Below are 16,135 nucleotides of genomic sequence, written 5' to 3' on the forward strand. Positions count from 1 at the left end.
AGATAGGCGGTGAACTTGGACAGGTAGTGGCTGTAGGGCAGCACCGCGTGCGACTGGGCGTCATGGAAGTTGCCGTACCAGATCCCCAACAGGCCGAGCAGCAGCGGCACGTTGGACTCGGGGGGTGCGGTGCGGAAGTGTTCGTCGACCAGGTGGAAGCCGTCGAGCATCTCGCCGAAGCGGTCCGGGCCGATGGCGATCATCAGGGACAGGCCGATCGCCGAGTCGTAGGAGTACCGTCCCCCGACCCAGTCCCAGAACTCGAACATGTTGTCCGCGTCGATCCCGAACCCGGTGACCTTCTCCCCGTTCGTCGACAGCGCGACGAAATGCTTCGCGACCGCCTTCTCGTCACCGCCGAGGCCCTCCAGGAGCCAGGAACGGGCCGACGTCGCGTTGGTGATCGTCTCGATCGTCGTGAACGTCTTCGACGCCACGATGAACAGCGTCTCCGCCGGGTCCAGATCCCGCGTCGCCTCATGCAGATCGGCCCCGTCGACATTCGACACGAACCGGAACGTCAACTCCCGCGCCGTGAACGCCCGCAGCGCCTCGTAGGCCATGGCGGGACCGAGGTCGGAGCCGCCGATGCCGATGTTGACGACGTTCCTGATCCGCCGCCCGGTGTGCCCGGTCCACGCACCGGAACGGACCCTCCCGGCGAACGCGGCCATCCTGTCCAGCACCGCGTGCACCGCCGGGACGACGTTCTCCCCGTCGACCTCGACCACCGCACCCCGCGGCGCACGCAACGCCGTGTGCAACACCGCCCGGTCCTCGGTGGAGTTGATGTGGCTGCCCCGGAACATCGCGTCCCGCAGGCCGAACACATCGGTGGCGACGGCGAGTTGCTGGAGCAGCGCCAGCGTCTCGTCGGTGACCAGGTGCTTGGAGTAGTCGACGCGCAGGTCGCCCACGCGCGCCACGTACCGCTCCGCGCGCCCCGGGTCGGCCGCGAACAGCTCCCGCAGACGCGGCTGTCGGGCCTCACGGTGCTCCGCGAGGGCGGTCCACTCGGGGCGCTGGGTGAGGCTCTGGGTGTCAGACATGAGAGGGGGTCTCCTTGGCGGCCTCGCCCCGCAGGGCGACGGCGTACATCTCGTCGGCGTCGAGGCGCCGCAGCTCCTCGGCGATGAGTTCGGAGGTGGTGCGCACCTTGAGCGCCAGGGTGCGCGGCGGCTGGTTCGGCAGGGTGAGCGTGGCGAGCGGGCCCTCGGGCCGGTCGATGAGGATCTCGCCGTCGGCGGTGCCCAGCCGTACGGCCGTGACGACGGGCCCCGCGGTGACGACCCGGTCGACCTTCACCTTCAGGCGCGCCTCCAGCCAGCGGGCGAGGAGTTCGGCGGCCGGGTTGTCGGCCTCGCTCTCCACGGCCGCCGAGATCACCGGCACCCGGGCCTGGTCCAGGGCCGCCGCCAGCATCGAACGCCACGGGGTGAGCCGGGTCCAGGCCAGGTCGGTGTCGCCGGGCGTGTAGGCCTGGGCGCGGGAGTCCAGCACGTCGAGGGGGTGTTCGACCGTGTACAGGTCGGTGATCCGGCGCTGGGCGAGCGCGCCGAGCGGATCGCGGGCCGGCACCTTGGGCGCGTCGGCCGGCCACCACACCACGACCGGCGCGTCCGGCAGCAGCAGCGGCAGGACGACGGAGTCGGCGTGCTCGGACACCTCGCCGTAGGTGCGCAGCACCACCGTCTCGCCGGTGCCCGCGTCGGCGCCCACCCGGACGTCGGCGTCGAGCCGGGAGACGGTGCGCTCACGCGGGGTGCGGGCGTGCCGTTTGATGACGACCAGGGTGCGCGAGGGGTGCTCGTGCGAGGCCTCCTCGGCGGCCCTGATCGCGTCGTACGCGTTCTCCTCGTCCGTGACGATGACCATCGTCAGGACCATGCCCACGGCGGGGGTGCCGATGGCGCGGCGACCCTCCACCAGCGCCTTGTTGATCTTGCTTGCCGTGGTGTCCGTGAGGTCGATCTTCATGGCCTGCGCCAGCTCCGTCCGTCTCGTGCGAGCATCTCGTCGGCTTCCTTCGGGCCCCAGGTGCCCGAGGGATACTGCGCGGGTGTGCCGTTTCGCGCCCAGTACTCCTCGATCGGGTCGAGGATCTTCCAGGACTCTTCCACTTCTTGCAGGCGCGGGAACAGGTTGGCGTCACCGAGCAGGACATCCAGGATGAGCCGCTCGTACGCCTCGGGGCTGGACTCCGTGAAGGACTCGCCGTACGCGAAGTCCATCGACACGTCCCGGATCTCCAGGGACGTGCCCGGCACCTTCGAACCGAACCGGACGGTCATGCCCTCGTCGGGCTGGACCCGGATGACGATCGCGTTCTCGCCCAGCTCCTCGGTGGCGGTGGCGTCGAACGGCGAGTGCGGGGCCCGCTTGAAGACGACGGCGATCTCGGTGACCCGGCGGCCAAGACGCTTGCCGGTGCGCAGATAGAACGGGATGCCCGCCCAGCGCCGGTTGTCGACCTCCAGCTTGACGGCCGCGTAGGTGTCCGTCTTCGACTTCGGGTCGATGCCGTCCTCTTCGAGGTAGCCGACGACCTTCTCGCCGCCCTGCCAGCCGGTGGCGTACTGGCCGAGGACGGTGTGTTCGCCCAGCTTCTGCGGCAGCCGGATCGACTTGAGGACCTTCATCTTCTCGGTGACCAGCGAGTCCGCGTCGAAGGCGATGGGTTCCTCCATCGCGGTGAGCGCCATCAGCTGGAGCAGGTGGTTCTGGATGACGTCACGGGCGGCGCCGATGCCGTCGTAGTACCCGGCCCGGCCGCCGATGCCGATGTCCTCGGCCATGGTGATCTGGACGTGGTCGACGTAGGACCGGTTCCAGATGGGCTCGTACATCTGGTTGGCGAAGCGGAGCGCCAGGATGTTCTGGACGGTCTCCTTGCCGAGGTAGTGGTCGATACGGAACACCTGGTCCGGCTCGAACACGTCGTGCACGACCCGGTTCAGCTCCTCGGCCGACGTCAGGTCGCGGCCGAACGGCTTCTCGATCACCGCGCGCCGCCAGGAACCCTCCGGCGCGTCCGCGAGCCCGTGCCGCTTCAGCTGCTGGACGACCTTCGGGAAGAACTTCGGCGGCACCGACAGGTAGAAGGCGTAGTTGCCGCTGGTGCCGCGCGCCGCGTCCAGCTCGTCGACGGTCGTGCGCAGCAGGTTGAACGCGTTGTCGTCGTCGAAGTCGCCGGGGATGAACCGCATCCCCTCGGCGAGCTGCTGCCACACCTCCTCACGGAACGGGGTGCGGGAGTGCTCGCGCACCGCGTCGTGGACGACCTGCGCGAAGTCCTGGTCGGCCCAGTCCCGGCGGGCGAACCCGACCAGGGAGAAGCCCGGCGGCAGCAGCCCGCGGTTGGCGAGGTCGTAGACGGCCGGCATCAGCTTCTTGCGGGACAGGTCGCCGGTGACGCCGAAGATGACCAGACCGGAGGGACCGGCGATCATCGGCAGCCGCCGGTCGCCCGGGTCGCGCAGCGGGTTCACCCAGTCGGTGGCCAGAGTCGCGCTCATTCCGAGTCGACCCCCTTGCTCTCCAGCGACGCGGTGACGGTGGCCAGCAGGTCGTCCCAGGCGGCCGCGAACTTGGCGACGCCCTCGTCCTCCAGCTGGCCCACGACCTCGTCGTAGGAGATCCCGAGCCGCTCGACGGCTTCGAGGTCGGCGTGCGCCTGCGGGTAACCGCCGGTGACGGTGTCGCCGGTGATCTCGCCGTGGTCGGCGGCGGCGTTGAGGGTGGCCTCGGGCATCGTGTTGACGGTGCCGGGCGCGACCAGCTCGTCGACGTACAGGGTGTCCTTGTACGCCGGGTCCTTCACACCCGTCGACGCCCACAGCGGGCGTTGCCTGGTGGCGCCGGAACCCGCCAGGGCGCTCCAGCGGGCGTCGGCGAAGACGGCCTCGTACGCCGCGTAGGCGAGCCGCGCGTTGGCGAGCGCCGCCCGGCCCTTGAGGGCGAGGGCCTGCTGGGTGCCGAGGGCGGTCAGCCGCTTGTCGATCTCGCTGTCGACGCGGGACACGAAGAAGGACGCCACGGAGTGGATCACCGAGAGGTCCAGGCCGCGTGCCTTCGCCAGCTCAAGTCCGGCCAGGTAGGCGTCCATCACCTGGCGGTAGCGGTCCAGGGAGAAGATCAGCGTGACGTTGACGCTGATGCCCAGGCCGATGACCTCGGTGATGGCCGGGAGACCGGCGAGCGTCGCCGGGATCTTGATCATCACGTTCGGGCGGTCCACCAGCCAGGCCAGCTGCTTGGCCTCGGCGACCGTCGCCCGGGTGTCGTGGGCCAGGCGCGGGTCGACCTCGATGGAGACCCGGCCGTCCCGACCACCGGTCGCCTCGTACACCGGGCGCAGGATGTCGGCGGCGGCGCGCACATCGGCGGTCGTCATCATCCGCACGGCCTCGTCGACGGTGACGCCCCGCACGGCGAGGTCGGCGAGCTGCTCCTCGTAGCCCTCGCCGGAGCCGATGGCGGCCTGGAAGATCGACGGGTTGGTGGTGACGCCGACGACGTTCCTGTCCGCGACGAGCGCGGCGAGGTTGCCGGACGTGATCCGCTTGCGCGACAGGTCGTCCAGCCAGATCGACACGCCCTCGTCGGACAGGCGCTTGAGTGCTCCCGCGGTCGCGGTTGCTTCGGTCACAGTGATCATCTTCTTTCTGGCGGTCGGATCAGGCACGCGCGGCGGCGAGCGACTCACGGGCCGCCGAGGCGACGTTCTCGGCGGTGAAACCGAACTCGGCGAACAGCACCTTCGCGTCGGCGGAGGCGCCGAAGTGGTCGAGGGAGACGATGCGTCCGGCGTCCCCTACGAACCGGTACCACGTCAGCGCGATCCCCGCCTCGACGGCGACCCGCGCCTTCACGGCGGGCGGTAGGACGCTCTCGCGGTAGGTGAGCGGCTGCTGCTCGAACCACTCGACCGACGGCATCGACACCACCCGGGCGCCGATCCCCTCGGCCGCGAGCGCCTCCCGGGCGGCGACGGCGAGCTGGACCTCGGAGCCGGTGGCGATCAGCACGACGTCCACCGTGCCCGTGGGCGACTCCTGAAGGACGTAACCGCCCTTGGCCGCGTCCGGGTTCGGCGGGTAGGTGGGGACGCCCTGCCGGGTGAGGGCGAGGCCGTGCGGGGCCGGGTCGGTGGCGTGCCGCTTGAGGATCTCGCCCCACGCGGTCGCCGTCTCGTTGGCGTCGGCGGGGCGGACGACGTTCAGGCCCGGGATGGCGCGCAGCGACGCCAGGTGCTCGACCGGCTGGTGGGTGGGGCCGTCCTCGCCGAGGCCGATCGAGTCGTGCGTCCACACATAGGTCACCGGCAGCTGCATCAGGGCGGCCATCCGGACGGCGTTGCGCATGTAGTCGGAGAAGACCAGGAAGGTGCCGCCGTAGATACGGGTGTTGCCGTGCAGCGCGATGCCGTTCATCTCGGCGGCCATCGAGAACTCACGGATGCCGAAGTGGACGGTTCGGCCGTACGGGTCCGCGCCGGGCAGCGGGTTGCCCTCGGGCAGGAAGGACGACGTCTTGTCGATGGTCGTGTTGTTCGAGCCGGCGAGGTCGGCGGAGCCGCCCCACAGCTCGGGCAGGACCGGGCCGAGCGCCTGGAGCACCTTCCCGGAGGCGGCGCGGGTCGCGACCGAGGCGCCCTCCTCGAAGACCGGCAGGGTCAGCTCCCAGCCGTCCGGGAGCTGACCGGCGACGATCCGGTCGAACAGCGCGGCCCGCTCGCCGTCGGCGGTGCGCCAGGCCGCGATCTGCTTGTCCCAGGCCGCGTGCGCCTCGGCGCCCCGGTCCAGGGCGCGCCGGGTGTGGGCCAGGACATCGGCGTCCACCTGGAAGGACAGTTCCGGGTCGAGGCCGAGGACGCGCTTGGTGGCGGCGACCTCGTCGGCGCCGAGCGCGGAGCCGTGGGAAGCCTCGGTGTCACGGGCGTGGGGGGCGGGCCAGGCGATGATCGTGCGCATGGCGATGAAGGAGGGACGGTCGGTCTCCGCGCGGGCCGCCTGAAGGGCGTCGTACAGCGCGTGGACATCGATGTCACCGTCGTCGGCGGGGGCGATGCGCTGGGTGTGCCAGCCGTAGGCCTCGTAGCGCGCCAGGACGTCTTCGGAGAACGCGGTCGCGGTGTCGCCCTCGATGGAGATGTGGTTGTCGTCGTAGAGGAAGACCAGGTTGCCGAGCTTCTGGTGCCCGGCCAGCGAGGACGCCTCGGCGGAGACACCCTCCTCCAGGTCGCCGTCGGAGACGATCGTCCAGATGGTGTGGTCGAACGGCGAGCTGCCCTCGGGCGCGTCCGGGTCGAAGAGGCCGCGCTCGTACCGGGCGGCCATCGCCATGCCGACGGCGTTGGCGGCGCCCTGGCCCAGCGGACCCGTGGTGGTCTCGACCCCGGCGGTGTGCCCGTACTCCGGGTGGCCCGGCGTCTTCGAGCCATGGGTGCGGAACGCCTTGAGGTCGTCGAGCTCCAGTTCGTACCCGGCCAGGAACAGCTGCGTGTAGAGCGTCAGCGAGGTGTGCCCGGGGGAGAGGACGAAGCGGTCACGTCCGGTCCACTCGGGGTCGGCCGGGTCGTGCCGCATCACCTTCTGAAAGATCGTGTACGCGGCCGGGGCCAGGCTCATCGCGGTGCCGGGGTGGCCGTTGCCGACCTTCTGCACGGCGTCGGCCGCGAGAACCCGCGCCGTGTCGACGGCGCGACGGTCGAGATCGGTCCATTCGAAGCGGTCCGGGGTCTGCGTGCTCATCTTCAAGAAGTCCTCGATCGGAGCGGGGGAGCTGGCCTGACGTGTTCAAACTTAAAAGTCTGACTTTTACGGGGGAAGGTCGTCCTGTGCCAGCCTGTGGTGAAAGTGGGACACCGACCCGGCATCCGGTGAGCGAACCAGGCGGTACGAGAAGTACATGGCGGACACAGTGGACAGAACCATCCAAGGCGGCGACGGTGACGGCGGAGTGGACGCCATCCGAACGTTCGCCTTCCCGGCCGAACTCAGCGTGGCCGGCGTCGGCATGCAGGTGGGCCCCATGGCCCCGGAACGCACCTGGCACGCAGAGGGCCCGCTGCACCGCGTCCACCGCATCGACTTCCATGTCGTGATGCTCTTCGACGCGGGCCCGGTCCGCCACATGATCGACTTCGCGGAGTACGAGGCGGCCGCCGGCGACCTGCTGTGGATTCGCCCCGGCCAGGTCCACCGCTTCTCCGCCCTCGACGCCTACCGGGGCACCGTCCTGACCATGCAGCCAGGCTTCCTGCCCCGCGCCACCGTCGAGGCGACCGGCCTCTACCGCTACGACCTGCCGCCCCTGCTCAGCCCCGACCCGGCCGAACGGGCCGCCCTGCGCTCGGCCCTGGCCCAGCTGCGCCGCGAGTACGAGGACACCACGACCCTGCCGCTGAGCCTGCACACCGCCGTGCTGCGGCACACCCTCACCGCGTTCCTGCTGCGCCTGGCCCACCTCGCGGCCAGCTCGGCCGAGGCGGCCCGCGGTCTGGGCGACACCACCTTCACCCTCTTCCGGGACGCCGTGGAACGCGACTTCGCCACCGTCCACAGCGTCAGCGCCTACGCCGACGCCCTCGGCTACTCCCGCCGCACCCTGGTCCGCGCGGTCCGCGCCGCCACCGGACAGACCCCCAAGGGCTTCATCGACCGTCGGGTGGTCCTGGAGGCCAAACGCCTCCTCGCCCACTCCGATCTCCCCATCGGCCGCGTCGGCGCCGCCATCGGCTTCCCCGACCCGGCGAACTTCTCCAAGTTCTTCCACCAGCACACGGACCAGACCCCGGCGGTCTTCCGGGCGGAACTGCGCTGACCGACACCCACCGGACCCGGCGAAAGGGGCCCCACGCGCGCGTGGAGCCCCTTGTCGCTTCTTTGGTGCCGAACGGCGGCTCAGTGGCCGAAGTCGAACCAGTTCACGTTCACGAAGTCGGCGGGCTGGCCGCTGGTGAAGGTGAGGTAGACGTCATGGGTGCCGGTGACCCGGCTCATGTTGAACGGCACCGTCCGCCAGGACTGCCAGCCGCCCGTGTTGGCCAGCGAGAAGGCGGCGACCGGGGCGTTGGAACGGCTGTCGAGGCGGACCTCCACCAGACCGCTCACCGCGTCGCCCGCACCGCTGGCGACCCGGGCGTAGAACTGCGTGGCCGCCGTCGAGCCGAAAGTGACGCCCTTGTAGAGCGCCCAGTCGCCATTGGCGAGGGAGCCGATGTTCTGGCCGCCCCCGGTGTCGGTGGTGGCCTCCGTGGTGGTGCCGGACTGGCTGTCGTAGGACTCGGCCTGGATGGGGCTGTAGGCGTCCCGGTTGCCGGTCGGCGGCGGAGTGGTGCCGCTGCCCGACTGGAGCACCTGGACGTAGTCCACCAGCATCGGGTGCCCCGGCACGGTGTCACCGTCGAGGCCGCCGCCGAACGCGTCCGGGAAGGCGCCGCCCATCGCCACGTTGAGGATCAGGAAGAAGCCGTGGTTCGTGGCGTTCGTCCAGGTCGCCGCGTCGACCTGATTGGCCGTCACGGTGTGGTAGTTGACGCCGTCGACGTAGAAGCGGATCGCCTCGGGGCTCACCGAGCGGTCCCACTCCATGGAGTAGGTGTGGAAGCCGGCCTGGCAGGTGGTGTTCGGGCACGCCGTGGAGCTGCCGATGCCGGTGGTCTCGTTGCACGGGCCGCCCGGGTTGGTGCCGCAGTGCATCGTCGCCCAGACCGTGTTGCGGCCCTGGACGTTCTCCATGATGTCCAACTCGCCGATGCCCGGCCAGTTCTGGTAGTTGCCGCGGTAGGGCGCGCCCAGCGCCCAGAACGCCGGCCAGTAGCCCTCGGCGGCGGTGCCGGTGACGTTGGGCATCTGGATGCGGGACTCGACGCGCAGCTTGCCGCCGGCCGGGGGCTGGAAGTCGGTGCGGTTGGTCTCGATCCGGCCCGACGTCCACCGCCCCGACGCGTCCCGCAACGGCGTGATACGCAGGTTGCCGCCGCCGTCCAGGGAGACGTTGGCGGTGGAGTTGGTCATCGTCTCGACCTCGCCGGTCCCCCAGTTCGCGGGGCCGCCGGGGTACGAAGTGCCGGTGTCGTACTGCCAGTTGGTGGTGGAGACGCCGGTGCCGGCGGCGCCGTCGAAGTCGTCCAGGAACACCTGGGACCAGCCCGAGGGGGGCGTGGGCGCGGAGGCGTCGGCGGCGGGGGCGCCGACCGTGCCGGCGGCGAGGGTCAGGCCGAGGCAGGCGAACGCGGCGAGCAGGGTCCGCCGCAGCGGACGCCGTCTGTGAGGGGCGCCGGAGGTGGCACGCATGGGGGAGCCTCCTGGGTACGGAGTGGGACGCGCGGGTGCGTTCGGGTGGGAACGCGGAGCACTGGGGACACCGAGAGAGCGCGCTCGATGATGATCTGAGAGCGCTCTCAAAGTGCCGCCAATGTGCTACCCGGCACTGCCGTCGTCAAGAGGGTGGACGGACAAGTTCCTTTCGGCCGCAGGGAGTTCGCCCCGTCGGGGCCACCGGCGAGGGGCCGGTCAGAGAGCGCTGCCCGCTGTCCAGTCGGCCCAGGAGAGGTTCCAGCCGTTGAGGCCGTTGGCCGGATCGACGGTCTTGTCACCGGAGTTCTTCACGATCACGACGTCACCGAGCATCGAACTCTCGTAGAACTGGTAGCCCGCCACCGAGCTGTCGTCGGCGCCCTTCGCGTCGTGCAGGCCCACACAGCCGTGGCTGGTGTTCTGGCTGCCGAACACCGAGGTGGCCGCCCAGTAGTTGCCGTGCACGAAGGTGCCGGACGTGGTCAGGCGCTGGGCGTGCGGGACGTCGGAGATGTCGTACTCGTCGCCGAGCCCGACCGTCGAGGACTCCATCCGGGTCTGCTTGAAACGCTCGCTGATCACCATGATCCCGGCCCAGGTGGTGTGCTCGGCGTTGCCGCCGGAGACCGGGTAGGTGGCGGTCGTCACGCCCCCGCGCCGGACCGTCATCTCCTTGGTGGCGAGGTCGACGGTGGAGATCTGCGAGCGGCCGATGTGGAAGGTGACGTCCTTGGACTGGACGCCGTAGACGCCGTCCGTGCCCTCGACGTCCTTCAGGCGCAGGCTGAGGTTGATCTTCGTGCCGGGTGCCCAGTAGGTGCGGGGGCGGAAGTCGAGGCGGGTGTCGCTGAACCAGTGGCCGACCACCTCGACGGCCGGCTCCGCCGTCACCGTGATCGCCTTCTGGACGGCGGCCCGGTCGGCCACGGCGTGCGTGAAGTTGAGGGAGACGGGCATGCCGACGCCGGACGTGGAGTTCGCCTCGGGCGTGAAGGAGCCGATGAACGTCTCGCCTGGCGCCTTCGTGGTGAACGTCGCGGTCCGGGTGGTGCCGCCCGTGAGCTGCGCGGTCACCGTGTACTTCGTGCCCGAGTAGGGGTGCCGGGCCGACGTCCAGGTGGTCTTCGCGGCGTTCAGGGCACCGGCCAGCGTGGCGCCGTCGTTGCCGGTGACCTGCACCGAGGTGAGAGTGCCGTCGGCCACGGTGACCGTGACGGGGGCGGTGAAGTCGGCCTTCTTGGTGCCGTCGGCGGGGGTGACCGTCAGGGTCGGCTGCCGCTTGGCGGCGGCCTTCGCGGACGCGTCCGCCGTGCCCTCCGAGGCGTCGGCCGAACCGGCGCACCCGGTGAGCAGGACGGCCGAGGAGACACCAAGAGCGGTCAGCACCCCGCGACGGGACCACTGCGGGGACGGTTGCTCGGATGGGTTCGGTATGTGCGAGACGCCCACGACAGGCCTTTCTGGGATATCCACCTTCATATGGAGTGCAGCCTGCGCCCTCCGTCTGGGCCGCTCCTTTGAATCCGGGCAGCGCCGGCTGAGATTTCCATGAGGACCCCGCGCGGGACCGGGGCCGGGGCGGTCAGAGGAGCGGCTCGGGGTCCGGGCGCCAGCCCGCCGCCCGGGAGATGCCCCGCGCCGCCAGCCGCACCGCCGGCACCAGCGCCGGGACCTGCGCGTCGGCGTGCGGCACCACCACCGACACCGCCGCGACGACGCCCCCGCCGGGCCCGTGCACCGGCGCCGCCACCGACAGGGCGTCCGCGGTGACCTGACGGCTGCTCACCGCGACGCCGGTGCGCCGCACTTCGGCCAGCATCCGCCGCAACCTCCCGGCGTCCGTGACGGTATAGGGCGTGAAGGAGGCCAACGGCCCGGCGCAGTAGGCCTCTTGGGAGTCCGGGTCGCTGTGCGCGAGCAGCGCGAGGCCGACGCCGGTCGCGTGCAGCGGCCAGCGGGCGCCGACCCGGATGTGCACGCCGACGGCCGCGCGCCCGGAGATCCACTCGATGTAGACGACCTCGCCGCCGTCCCGCACGGCCAGCTGGACGTTCTCGTGCGTCGCCTCGTACAGGTCCTCCAGATACGGCAGCGCGACCTGCCGCAGCGCGAGCCCCCGGGGTGCCAGCGCCGCCAGCTCCCACAGCCGCAGTCCGACGTGGTAGACGCCGGTGCCGTCCCGTTCCAGCGCGCCCCACGCGGTGAGGGCGGCGACCAGGCGGTGCGCGGTGGTCAGGGTGAGCCCGGCCCGGCGGGCGATGTCGGTGAGGCAGAGCGCGGGGTGGTCGTGGTCGAACGCGGCCAGCACCGACAGCAGCCGGTCGGGCGCGGACCGGGTCGTCACGGCTGGTCGGCGACGCGCAGCAGCAGGGCGTGCAGGGTCGCGCGCTCGGCGGGGTCGAGCGGGGCCAGCAGGTCGTTGCTCACCCGCTGACCGGCCTCGCCGGTGTCCCGCAGGAAGGCGCGGCCGTCGTCGGTCAGCACCACGATCCGGCCGCGCCGGTCGTCGGGGGAGGGGCGGCGCGCGGCGAATCCCTGCTTCTCCAGGTCGTCGACGAGCCCGACGATCGCGCTCGGGTCGTACCCCAGCGAGGTGCTCAACTCGCGCTGGAGGGCGCCCTCGGAGGTGGCGAGGAAGCGCAGCACGGCGTAGTGGCGCAGCCGCAGCCCGGACTCCTGGAGGAACGTGTTGAACGCCTGCCCCGAGCGCAGCCCGAGGCGGTACAGCAGATAGCCGGTGTCGGCGTGCAGGGCGCGCATCCACGGCTCGTGCGCGTCGATCGGGGCGGGGTTCGCGGCGGGCGGCTGACCGGCGATGGCGGGCTCCCTGGTCTCGGCCCCGGGCGGAGCGGCTGGGCTGTGGCGCGTTCCAGCATGCCCCACCCCGTAGGTCGGCAACAACTATTGACGACAACAATTATTGCTCTTAGCTTCGAAACCGCAGTCACCCCACCCGTCTCCGCTGTCTCCTGCCCGCCGCCGCCCTTCCCGGTGCGCGGCTTCTGCGAAGGGACCGTCCGTGCCCAGCATCGATCTGACCGGCAAAGTCGCCGTCGTCACCGGAAGCGGCCGGGGCCTCGGCCTCGCCTACGCCCACGCACTCGCCGCCCACGGTGCCTCGGTGGTGGTGAACGACATCGACCGGGCCGTGGCCGAGCAGGCCGTGAAGTCCCTCACCGCGGCGGGCGGCACCGCCGTCGCCGAGGTCGTCCCGGTCGGCACAGCCGAGGCCGCGGACCGGCTCGTCGGCCGTGCCGTCGCGGAGTTCGGCCGCCTCGACATCCTGGTCACCAACGCCGGCATCCTGCGCGACAAGGTGCTGTGGAAGATGACCGACGACGACTTCGACGCCGTTGTCACCACGCATCTGCGGGGCACCTTCACCTGCGCCCGGGCCGCCGCCGTACGGATGCGGGAGCAGGGCGAAGGCGGCACCCTGATCCTCGTCGGCTCGCCCGCCGGGCAGCGCGGCAACTTCGGGCAGACCAACTACTCCGCCGCCAAGGCCGGGATCGCCGCGATGGCCCGCACCTGGTCGATGGAGCTGGCCCGGGCGGGCATCACCGTCAACGCGATCGTGCCGGTCGCCGCCACCGCCATGACCGAGACCATCCCCGCCTTCGCCCCCTACATCGTCGCCCTGCGCCAGGGCGAGCCGCTGCCGGGCTTCCTGCGCAAGGGCCACGGCTTCGGCACCGCCGAGGACTGCGCGGCGATCGTCCCGTTCCTCGCCTCCGAGCACGCCCGCAGGGTGACCGGGCAGGCCATCGGCATCGGCGGCGACAAGGTGGCCCTCTGGTCCCACCCGCAGGAGACCGCCGCCGCCTACGCCGACGGCGGCTGGAGCGCCGAGGCGCTGGCCGACGTCTGGCCCGTCTCGGTCGGCGCCGCGCCCCAGAGCGTCGGCATCCCCGCCCCCGAGGTGCCGGGGTCGTGATGGACATCGAACGGCTCGTCGCCATCGACGTGCACACCCACGCCGAGGTCTCCTCGCGGGGCCACTCCTCCCTCGACGACGATCTGCACGCCGCGTCCGCCGCCTACTTCAAGGTCGCGGGCGAGCGGAGGCCGACCCTCCAGGAGACCGCCGCCCACTACCGGGAACGGAACATGGCCGCCGTGATCTTCACGGTGGACGCCGAGTCCGCCACCGGCACCCCGCCCGTCCCCAACGAGGAGGTCGCCGAGGCCGCCGCCGCCAACGCCGACGTCCTGATCCCGTTCGCCTCCCTCGACCCCTTCCGGGGGAAGGCCGGCATCAAGCAGGCGCGGCGACTTGTCGAGGAGTACGGGGTGAAGGGTTTCAAGTTCCACCCCAGCATCCAGGGCTTCTTCCCCAACGACCGCGCGGTCGCCTACGGCCTCTACGAGGTGATCGAGGAGACCGGCACCATCGCCCTCTTCCACACCGGCCAGACCGGCATCGGCGCCGGTGTCCCCGGCGGGGGCGGCATCCGGCTCAAGTACTCCAACCCGCTGCACGTGGACGACGTGGCCGCCGACTTCCCGCACCTGAAGATCATCCTGGCGCATCCGTCGTTCCCCTGGCAGGACGAGGCCCTCGCGGTCGCCACCCACAAACCCGGCGTCCACATCGACCTGTCCGGCTGGTCCCCGAAGTACTTCCCGCCGCAGCTCGTGCAGTACGCCAACACCCTGCTCAAGGACAAGGTGCTGTTCGGGTCCGACTTCCCCGTCCTCACCCCCGACCGCTGGCTCGCCGACTTCGCCAAGCTGCCGATCAAGGACGAGGTCCGGCCGAAGATCCTCAAGGAGAACGCCGCCCGCCTGCTCGGGCTGACACCGTAGAGGGGTCGTTCATGCGCAACGAGGGACTGGGGTCGTGGCCCGCACGCCGGGCCCGCAAGACCCCGCACCGCACCGCCCTGATCCACGGCGAACTCGCCTTCACCTACGCGCGGTTGCACGACCGCACCACCCGCCTCGCGCATGTCCTGCGGGAGCGCGGGGTGCGGCGCGGCGACCGGGTCGCCCACCTCGGACCCAACCAACCCGCCTATCTGGAGACCCTGTTCGCGGCCGGTACGCTCGGCGCGGTCTTCGTGCCGCTCAACACCCGCCTCGCGGGCCCCGAGATCGCCCACCAGCTCGCCGACTCGGGCACCAGGGCGCTGATCCACGGCCCCGGCCAGAACGCCCTGGTCGCCGCGCTGCCCGGGGACACCGACATCGGCACGTCCATCGAAGTCGGCCCGGAGTACGAGGAGTTGCTCGCGTCCGCCGGGTCCGAGCCGATCGACGAACCGGTCGGTCTCGACGACACCGCCGTCATCATGTACACCTCGGGCTCCACCGGCCGCCCCAAGGGCGCCATGCTCACCCACGCCAACCTCATCTGGAACGCCGTCAACGTCCTCGTCGACACCGACCTGATCGCCGACGAACGCGCCCTGGTCTCCGCCCCGTTGTTCCACACGGCCGGCCTGAACATGCTGACGCTGCCGGTGCTGCTGAAGGGCGGCACCTGTGTGCTGGTCGAGGCGTTCGACCCGGACGCCACCTTCGACCTCGTCGAACGGCACCGCATCACCTTCATGTTCGGCGTCCCCACCATGTTCGACCTGATCGCCCGGCATCCGCGCTGGCCCACCGCCGACCTCACCTCGCTGCGCCTGCTGACCTGCGGCGGCTCCCCGGTGCCGACCCCGCTGATCGCCGCCTACCAGGAGCGCGGCCTCACCTTCCTCCAGGGCTACGGCATGACCGAGGCCGCGCCCGGCACCCTCTTCCTGGACGCCGACCACGCGGTCAGCAAGGCCGGTTCGGCGGGCGTCCCGCACTTCTTCAGCGACGTCCGGGTGGTACGGCCCGACCTCACGGCCGTCGACGTCGGCGAGACGGGCGAGGTCGTGGTGCGCGGCCCGCACGTCATGCCGGGCTACTGGGGACTGCCCGAGGAGACGGCGGCGTCCTTCACCGACGGCTGGTTCCGCAGCGGGGACGCGGCCCGGGTCGACGCGGACGGGTACGTGTACATCGTCGACCGGCTCAAGGACATGATCATCTCGGGCGGCGAGAACATCTACCCGGCCGAGATCGAGGACCTCCTCCTCGCCGACCCGGACATCGTCGAGTGCGCGGTCATCGGGGTGCCGGACGCCACCTGGGGCGAGGTGCCGCGCGCGGTCCTCGTCCCCCGCGAGGGCGCCGTCCTCGACCCCGGCGCGATCCTGGCCGCCCTGTCGGGACGGCTCGCCAAGTACAAGATCCCGAAGTCGGTGGTGATCGCGGACGCCCTCCCGCGCACCGCCTCCGGGAAGCTCCTCAAGGCCCGGGTGCGCAAGCGCTTCGGCACCGACTCGCACACAGGAGACGCCAGATGAGCATCACCGTCAACGGCCTGGACGAGCTGCGGAAGCTCGCGGGCGGCGACCTCGGCACCAGCGACTGGATCGAGGTCACCCAGGAACGCATCGACCTGTTCGCCGACGCGACCGGCGACCACCAGTGGATTCACGTCGACCCCGAGCGGGCACGGCAAGGGCCCTTCGGCGCGCCGATCGCCCACGGCTATCTCACCCTCTCCCTCTTCATCCCGTTGTTCACCGCCCTGTTGGACGTCCAGGGCGTCACGACGAAGGTCAACTACGGCCTGAACAAGGTGCGTTTCCCCGCCCCGGTGAAGGCCGGCTCCCGCATCCGGCTGCACGGCAGGCTCGCCGAGGTCACCGAGGTGCCGGGCGGCGTGCAGATCGTCGTCGACGGGACGGTCGAGATCGAGGGCGGCGCCAAACCGGCCGCCGTGCTCCAGAGCCTGTCCCGGTTCTACGCCTGACCGCCGTGCGGCGGGCGGCAGTCGAGGATGCCGCCCG

At 71.1% G+C, this 16,135-nt stretch carries 14 protein-coding genes; 5 read left to right on the top strand and 9 right to left on the bottom strand.

The genetic code is table 11. The annotated features are described in order from the left end of the window. The 5 genes from pgi to tkt form a co-directional block, all read right to left on the bottom strand. The coding region (pgi, locus tag ACIQOU_RS26340) for a glucose-6-phosphate isomerase (protein WP_401539706.1) at positions 1-1,049 on the bottom strand (1,049 nt) is incomplete at its 3' end. Further along, positions 1,042-1,977 carry a glucose-6-phosphate dehydrogenase assembly protein OpcA gene (gene opcA / locus ACIQOU_RS26345; protein WP_401539709.1) on the bottom strand — a complete coding sequence of 312 codons (936 nt, stop codon included), beginning with the start codon at positions 1,975-1,977 and terminating at the stop codon, positions 1,042-1,044. The genes pgi and opcA, both read right to left, overlap by 8 nt. Continuing rightward, a complete protein-coding gene (gene zwf / locus ACIQOU_RS26350) occupies positions 1,974-3,515 on the bottom strand; it encodes a glucose-6-phosphate dehydrogenase (protein ID WP_401539712.1) in 1,542 nt (513 codons plus the stop codon). Before zwf ends, opcA begins: the two co-directional genes overlap by 4 nt. Beyond that, complete coding sequence (tal, locus tag ACIQOU_RS26355) at positions 3,512-4,657, bottom strand: transaldolase (protein ID WP_401539715.1); 1,146 nt, start codon at positions 4,655-4,657, stop codon at positions 3,512-3,514. Before tal ends, zwf begins: the two co-directional genes overlap by 4 nt. Before the next feature lie 19 nt (positions 4,658-4,676). Then, positions 4,677-6,752, bottom strand: a complete 2,076-nt coding sequence (gene tkt, locus ACIQOU_RS26360; RefSeq protein ID WP_401539717.1) for a transketolase — start codon at positions 6,750-6,752, stop codon at positions 4,677-4,679. A 157-nt stretch (positions 6,753-6,909) separates the two neighbouring features. Between tkt and ACIQOU_RS26365 the strand changes: the two genes are divergently transcribed. Beyond that, a complete protein-coding gene (locus ACIQOU_RS26365) occupies positions 6,910-7,824 on the top strand; it encodes a helix-turn-helix domain-containing protein (protein WP_401539719.1) in 915 nt (304 codons plus the stop codon). An 80-nt stretch (positions 7,825-7,904) separates the two neighbouring features. Here ACIQOU_RS26365 and ACIQOU_RS26370 read toward each other — a convergent pair whose 3' ends face one another. From ACIQOU_RS26370 to ACIQOU_RS26385, 4 genes are all read right to left on the bottom strand, one after another. Further along, entirely contained in the window at positions 7,905-9,299 is a 1,395-nt protein-coding gene (locus ACIQOU_RS26370) for a glycoside hydrolase family 16 protein (RefSeq protein WP_401539721.1), read from the bottom strand. A gap of 219 nt (positions 9,300-9,518) precedes the next feature. Next, the gene (locus ACIQOU_RS26375) at positions 9,519-10,751 is read right to left on the bottom strand and encodes an Ig-like domain-containing protein (RefSeq protein ID WP_401539723.1); all 1,233 of its coding nucleotides are present in this window, start codon (positions 10,749-10,751) and stop codon (positions 9,519-9,521) included. Between the two features lie 133 nt (positions 10,752-10,884). Beyond that, positions 10,885-11,646: an IclR family transcriptional regulator gene (locus ACIQOU_RS26380; RefSeq protein WP_401539725.1), complete on the bottom strand. Its 762-nt coding sequence runs from the start codon at positions 11,644-11,646 to the stop codon at positions 10,885-10,887. Next, entirely contained in the window at positions 11,643-12,062 is a 420-nt protein-coding gene (locus ACIQOU_RS26385) for a MarR family winged helix-turn-helix transcriptional regulator (RefSeq protein ID WP_401539727.1), read from the bottom strand. The genes ACIQOU_RS26380 and ACIQOU_RS26385 overlap by 4 nt, the downstream gene beginning before the upstream one ends. 259 nt (positions 12,063-12,321) lie before the next feature. Here ACIQOU_RS26385 and ACIQOU_RS26390 point away from each other — a divergent pair, with 259 nt between their 5' ends. The 4 genes from ACIQOU_RS26390 to ACIQOU_RS26405 are packed head-to-tail and all read left to right on the top strand — an operon-like array spanning position 12,322 to position 16,098. Continuing rightward, positions 12,322-13,239, top strand: coding sequence for an SDR family NAD(P)-dependent oxidoreductase (locus ACIQOU_RS26390; protein WP_401539730.1), 918 nt, complete (start codon positions 12,322-12,324; stop codon positions 13,237-13,239). Continuing rightward, on the top strand, positions 13,239-14,111 hold the full coding sequence (locus ACIQOU_RS26395; protein WP_401540506.1) for an amidohydrolase family protein: 873 nt from the start codon (positions 13,239-13,241) through the stop codon (positions 14,109-14,111). The genes ACIQOU_RS26390 and ACIQOU_RS26395 overlap by 1 nt, the downstream gene beginning before the upstream one ends. Positions 14,112-14,122: 11 nt before the next feature. Continuing rightward, positions 14,123-15,646: a long-chain fatty acid--CoA ligase gene (locus ACIQOU_RS26400; RefSeq protein WP_401539732.1), complete on the top strand. Its 1,524-nt coding sequence runs from the start codon at positions 14,123-14,125 to the stop codon at positions 15,644-15,646. Further along, positions 15,643-16,098 carry a MaoC family dehydratase gene (locus ACIQOU_RS26405; RefSeq protein WP_401539734.1) on the top strand — a complete coding sequence of 152 codons (456 nt, stop codon included), beginning with the start codon at positions 15,643-15,645 and terminating at the stop codon, positions 16,096-16,098. The genes ACIQOU_RS26400 and ACIQOU_RS26405 overlap by 4 nt, the downstream gene beginning before the upstream one ends. The last annotated feature ends 37 nt before the right edge of the window (positions 16,099-16,135 follow it).

This window comes from Streptomyces sp. NPDC091279 (genome assembly GCF_044757465.1).
Classification (GTDB): domain Bacteria; phylum Actinomycetota; class Actinomycetes; order Streptomycetales; family Streptomycetaceae; genus Streptomyces.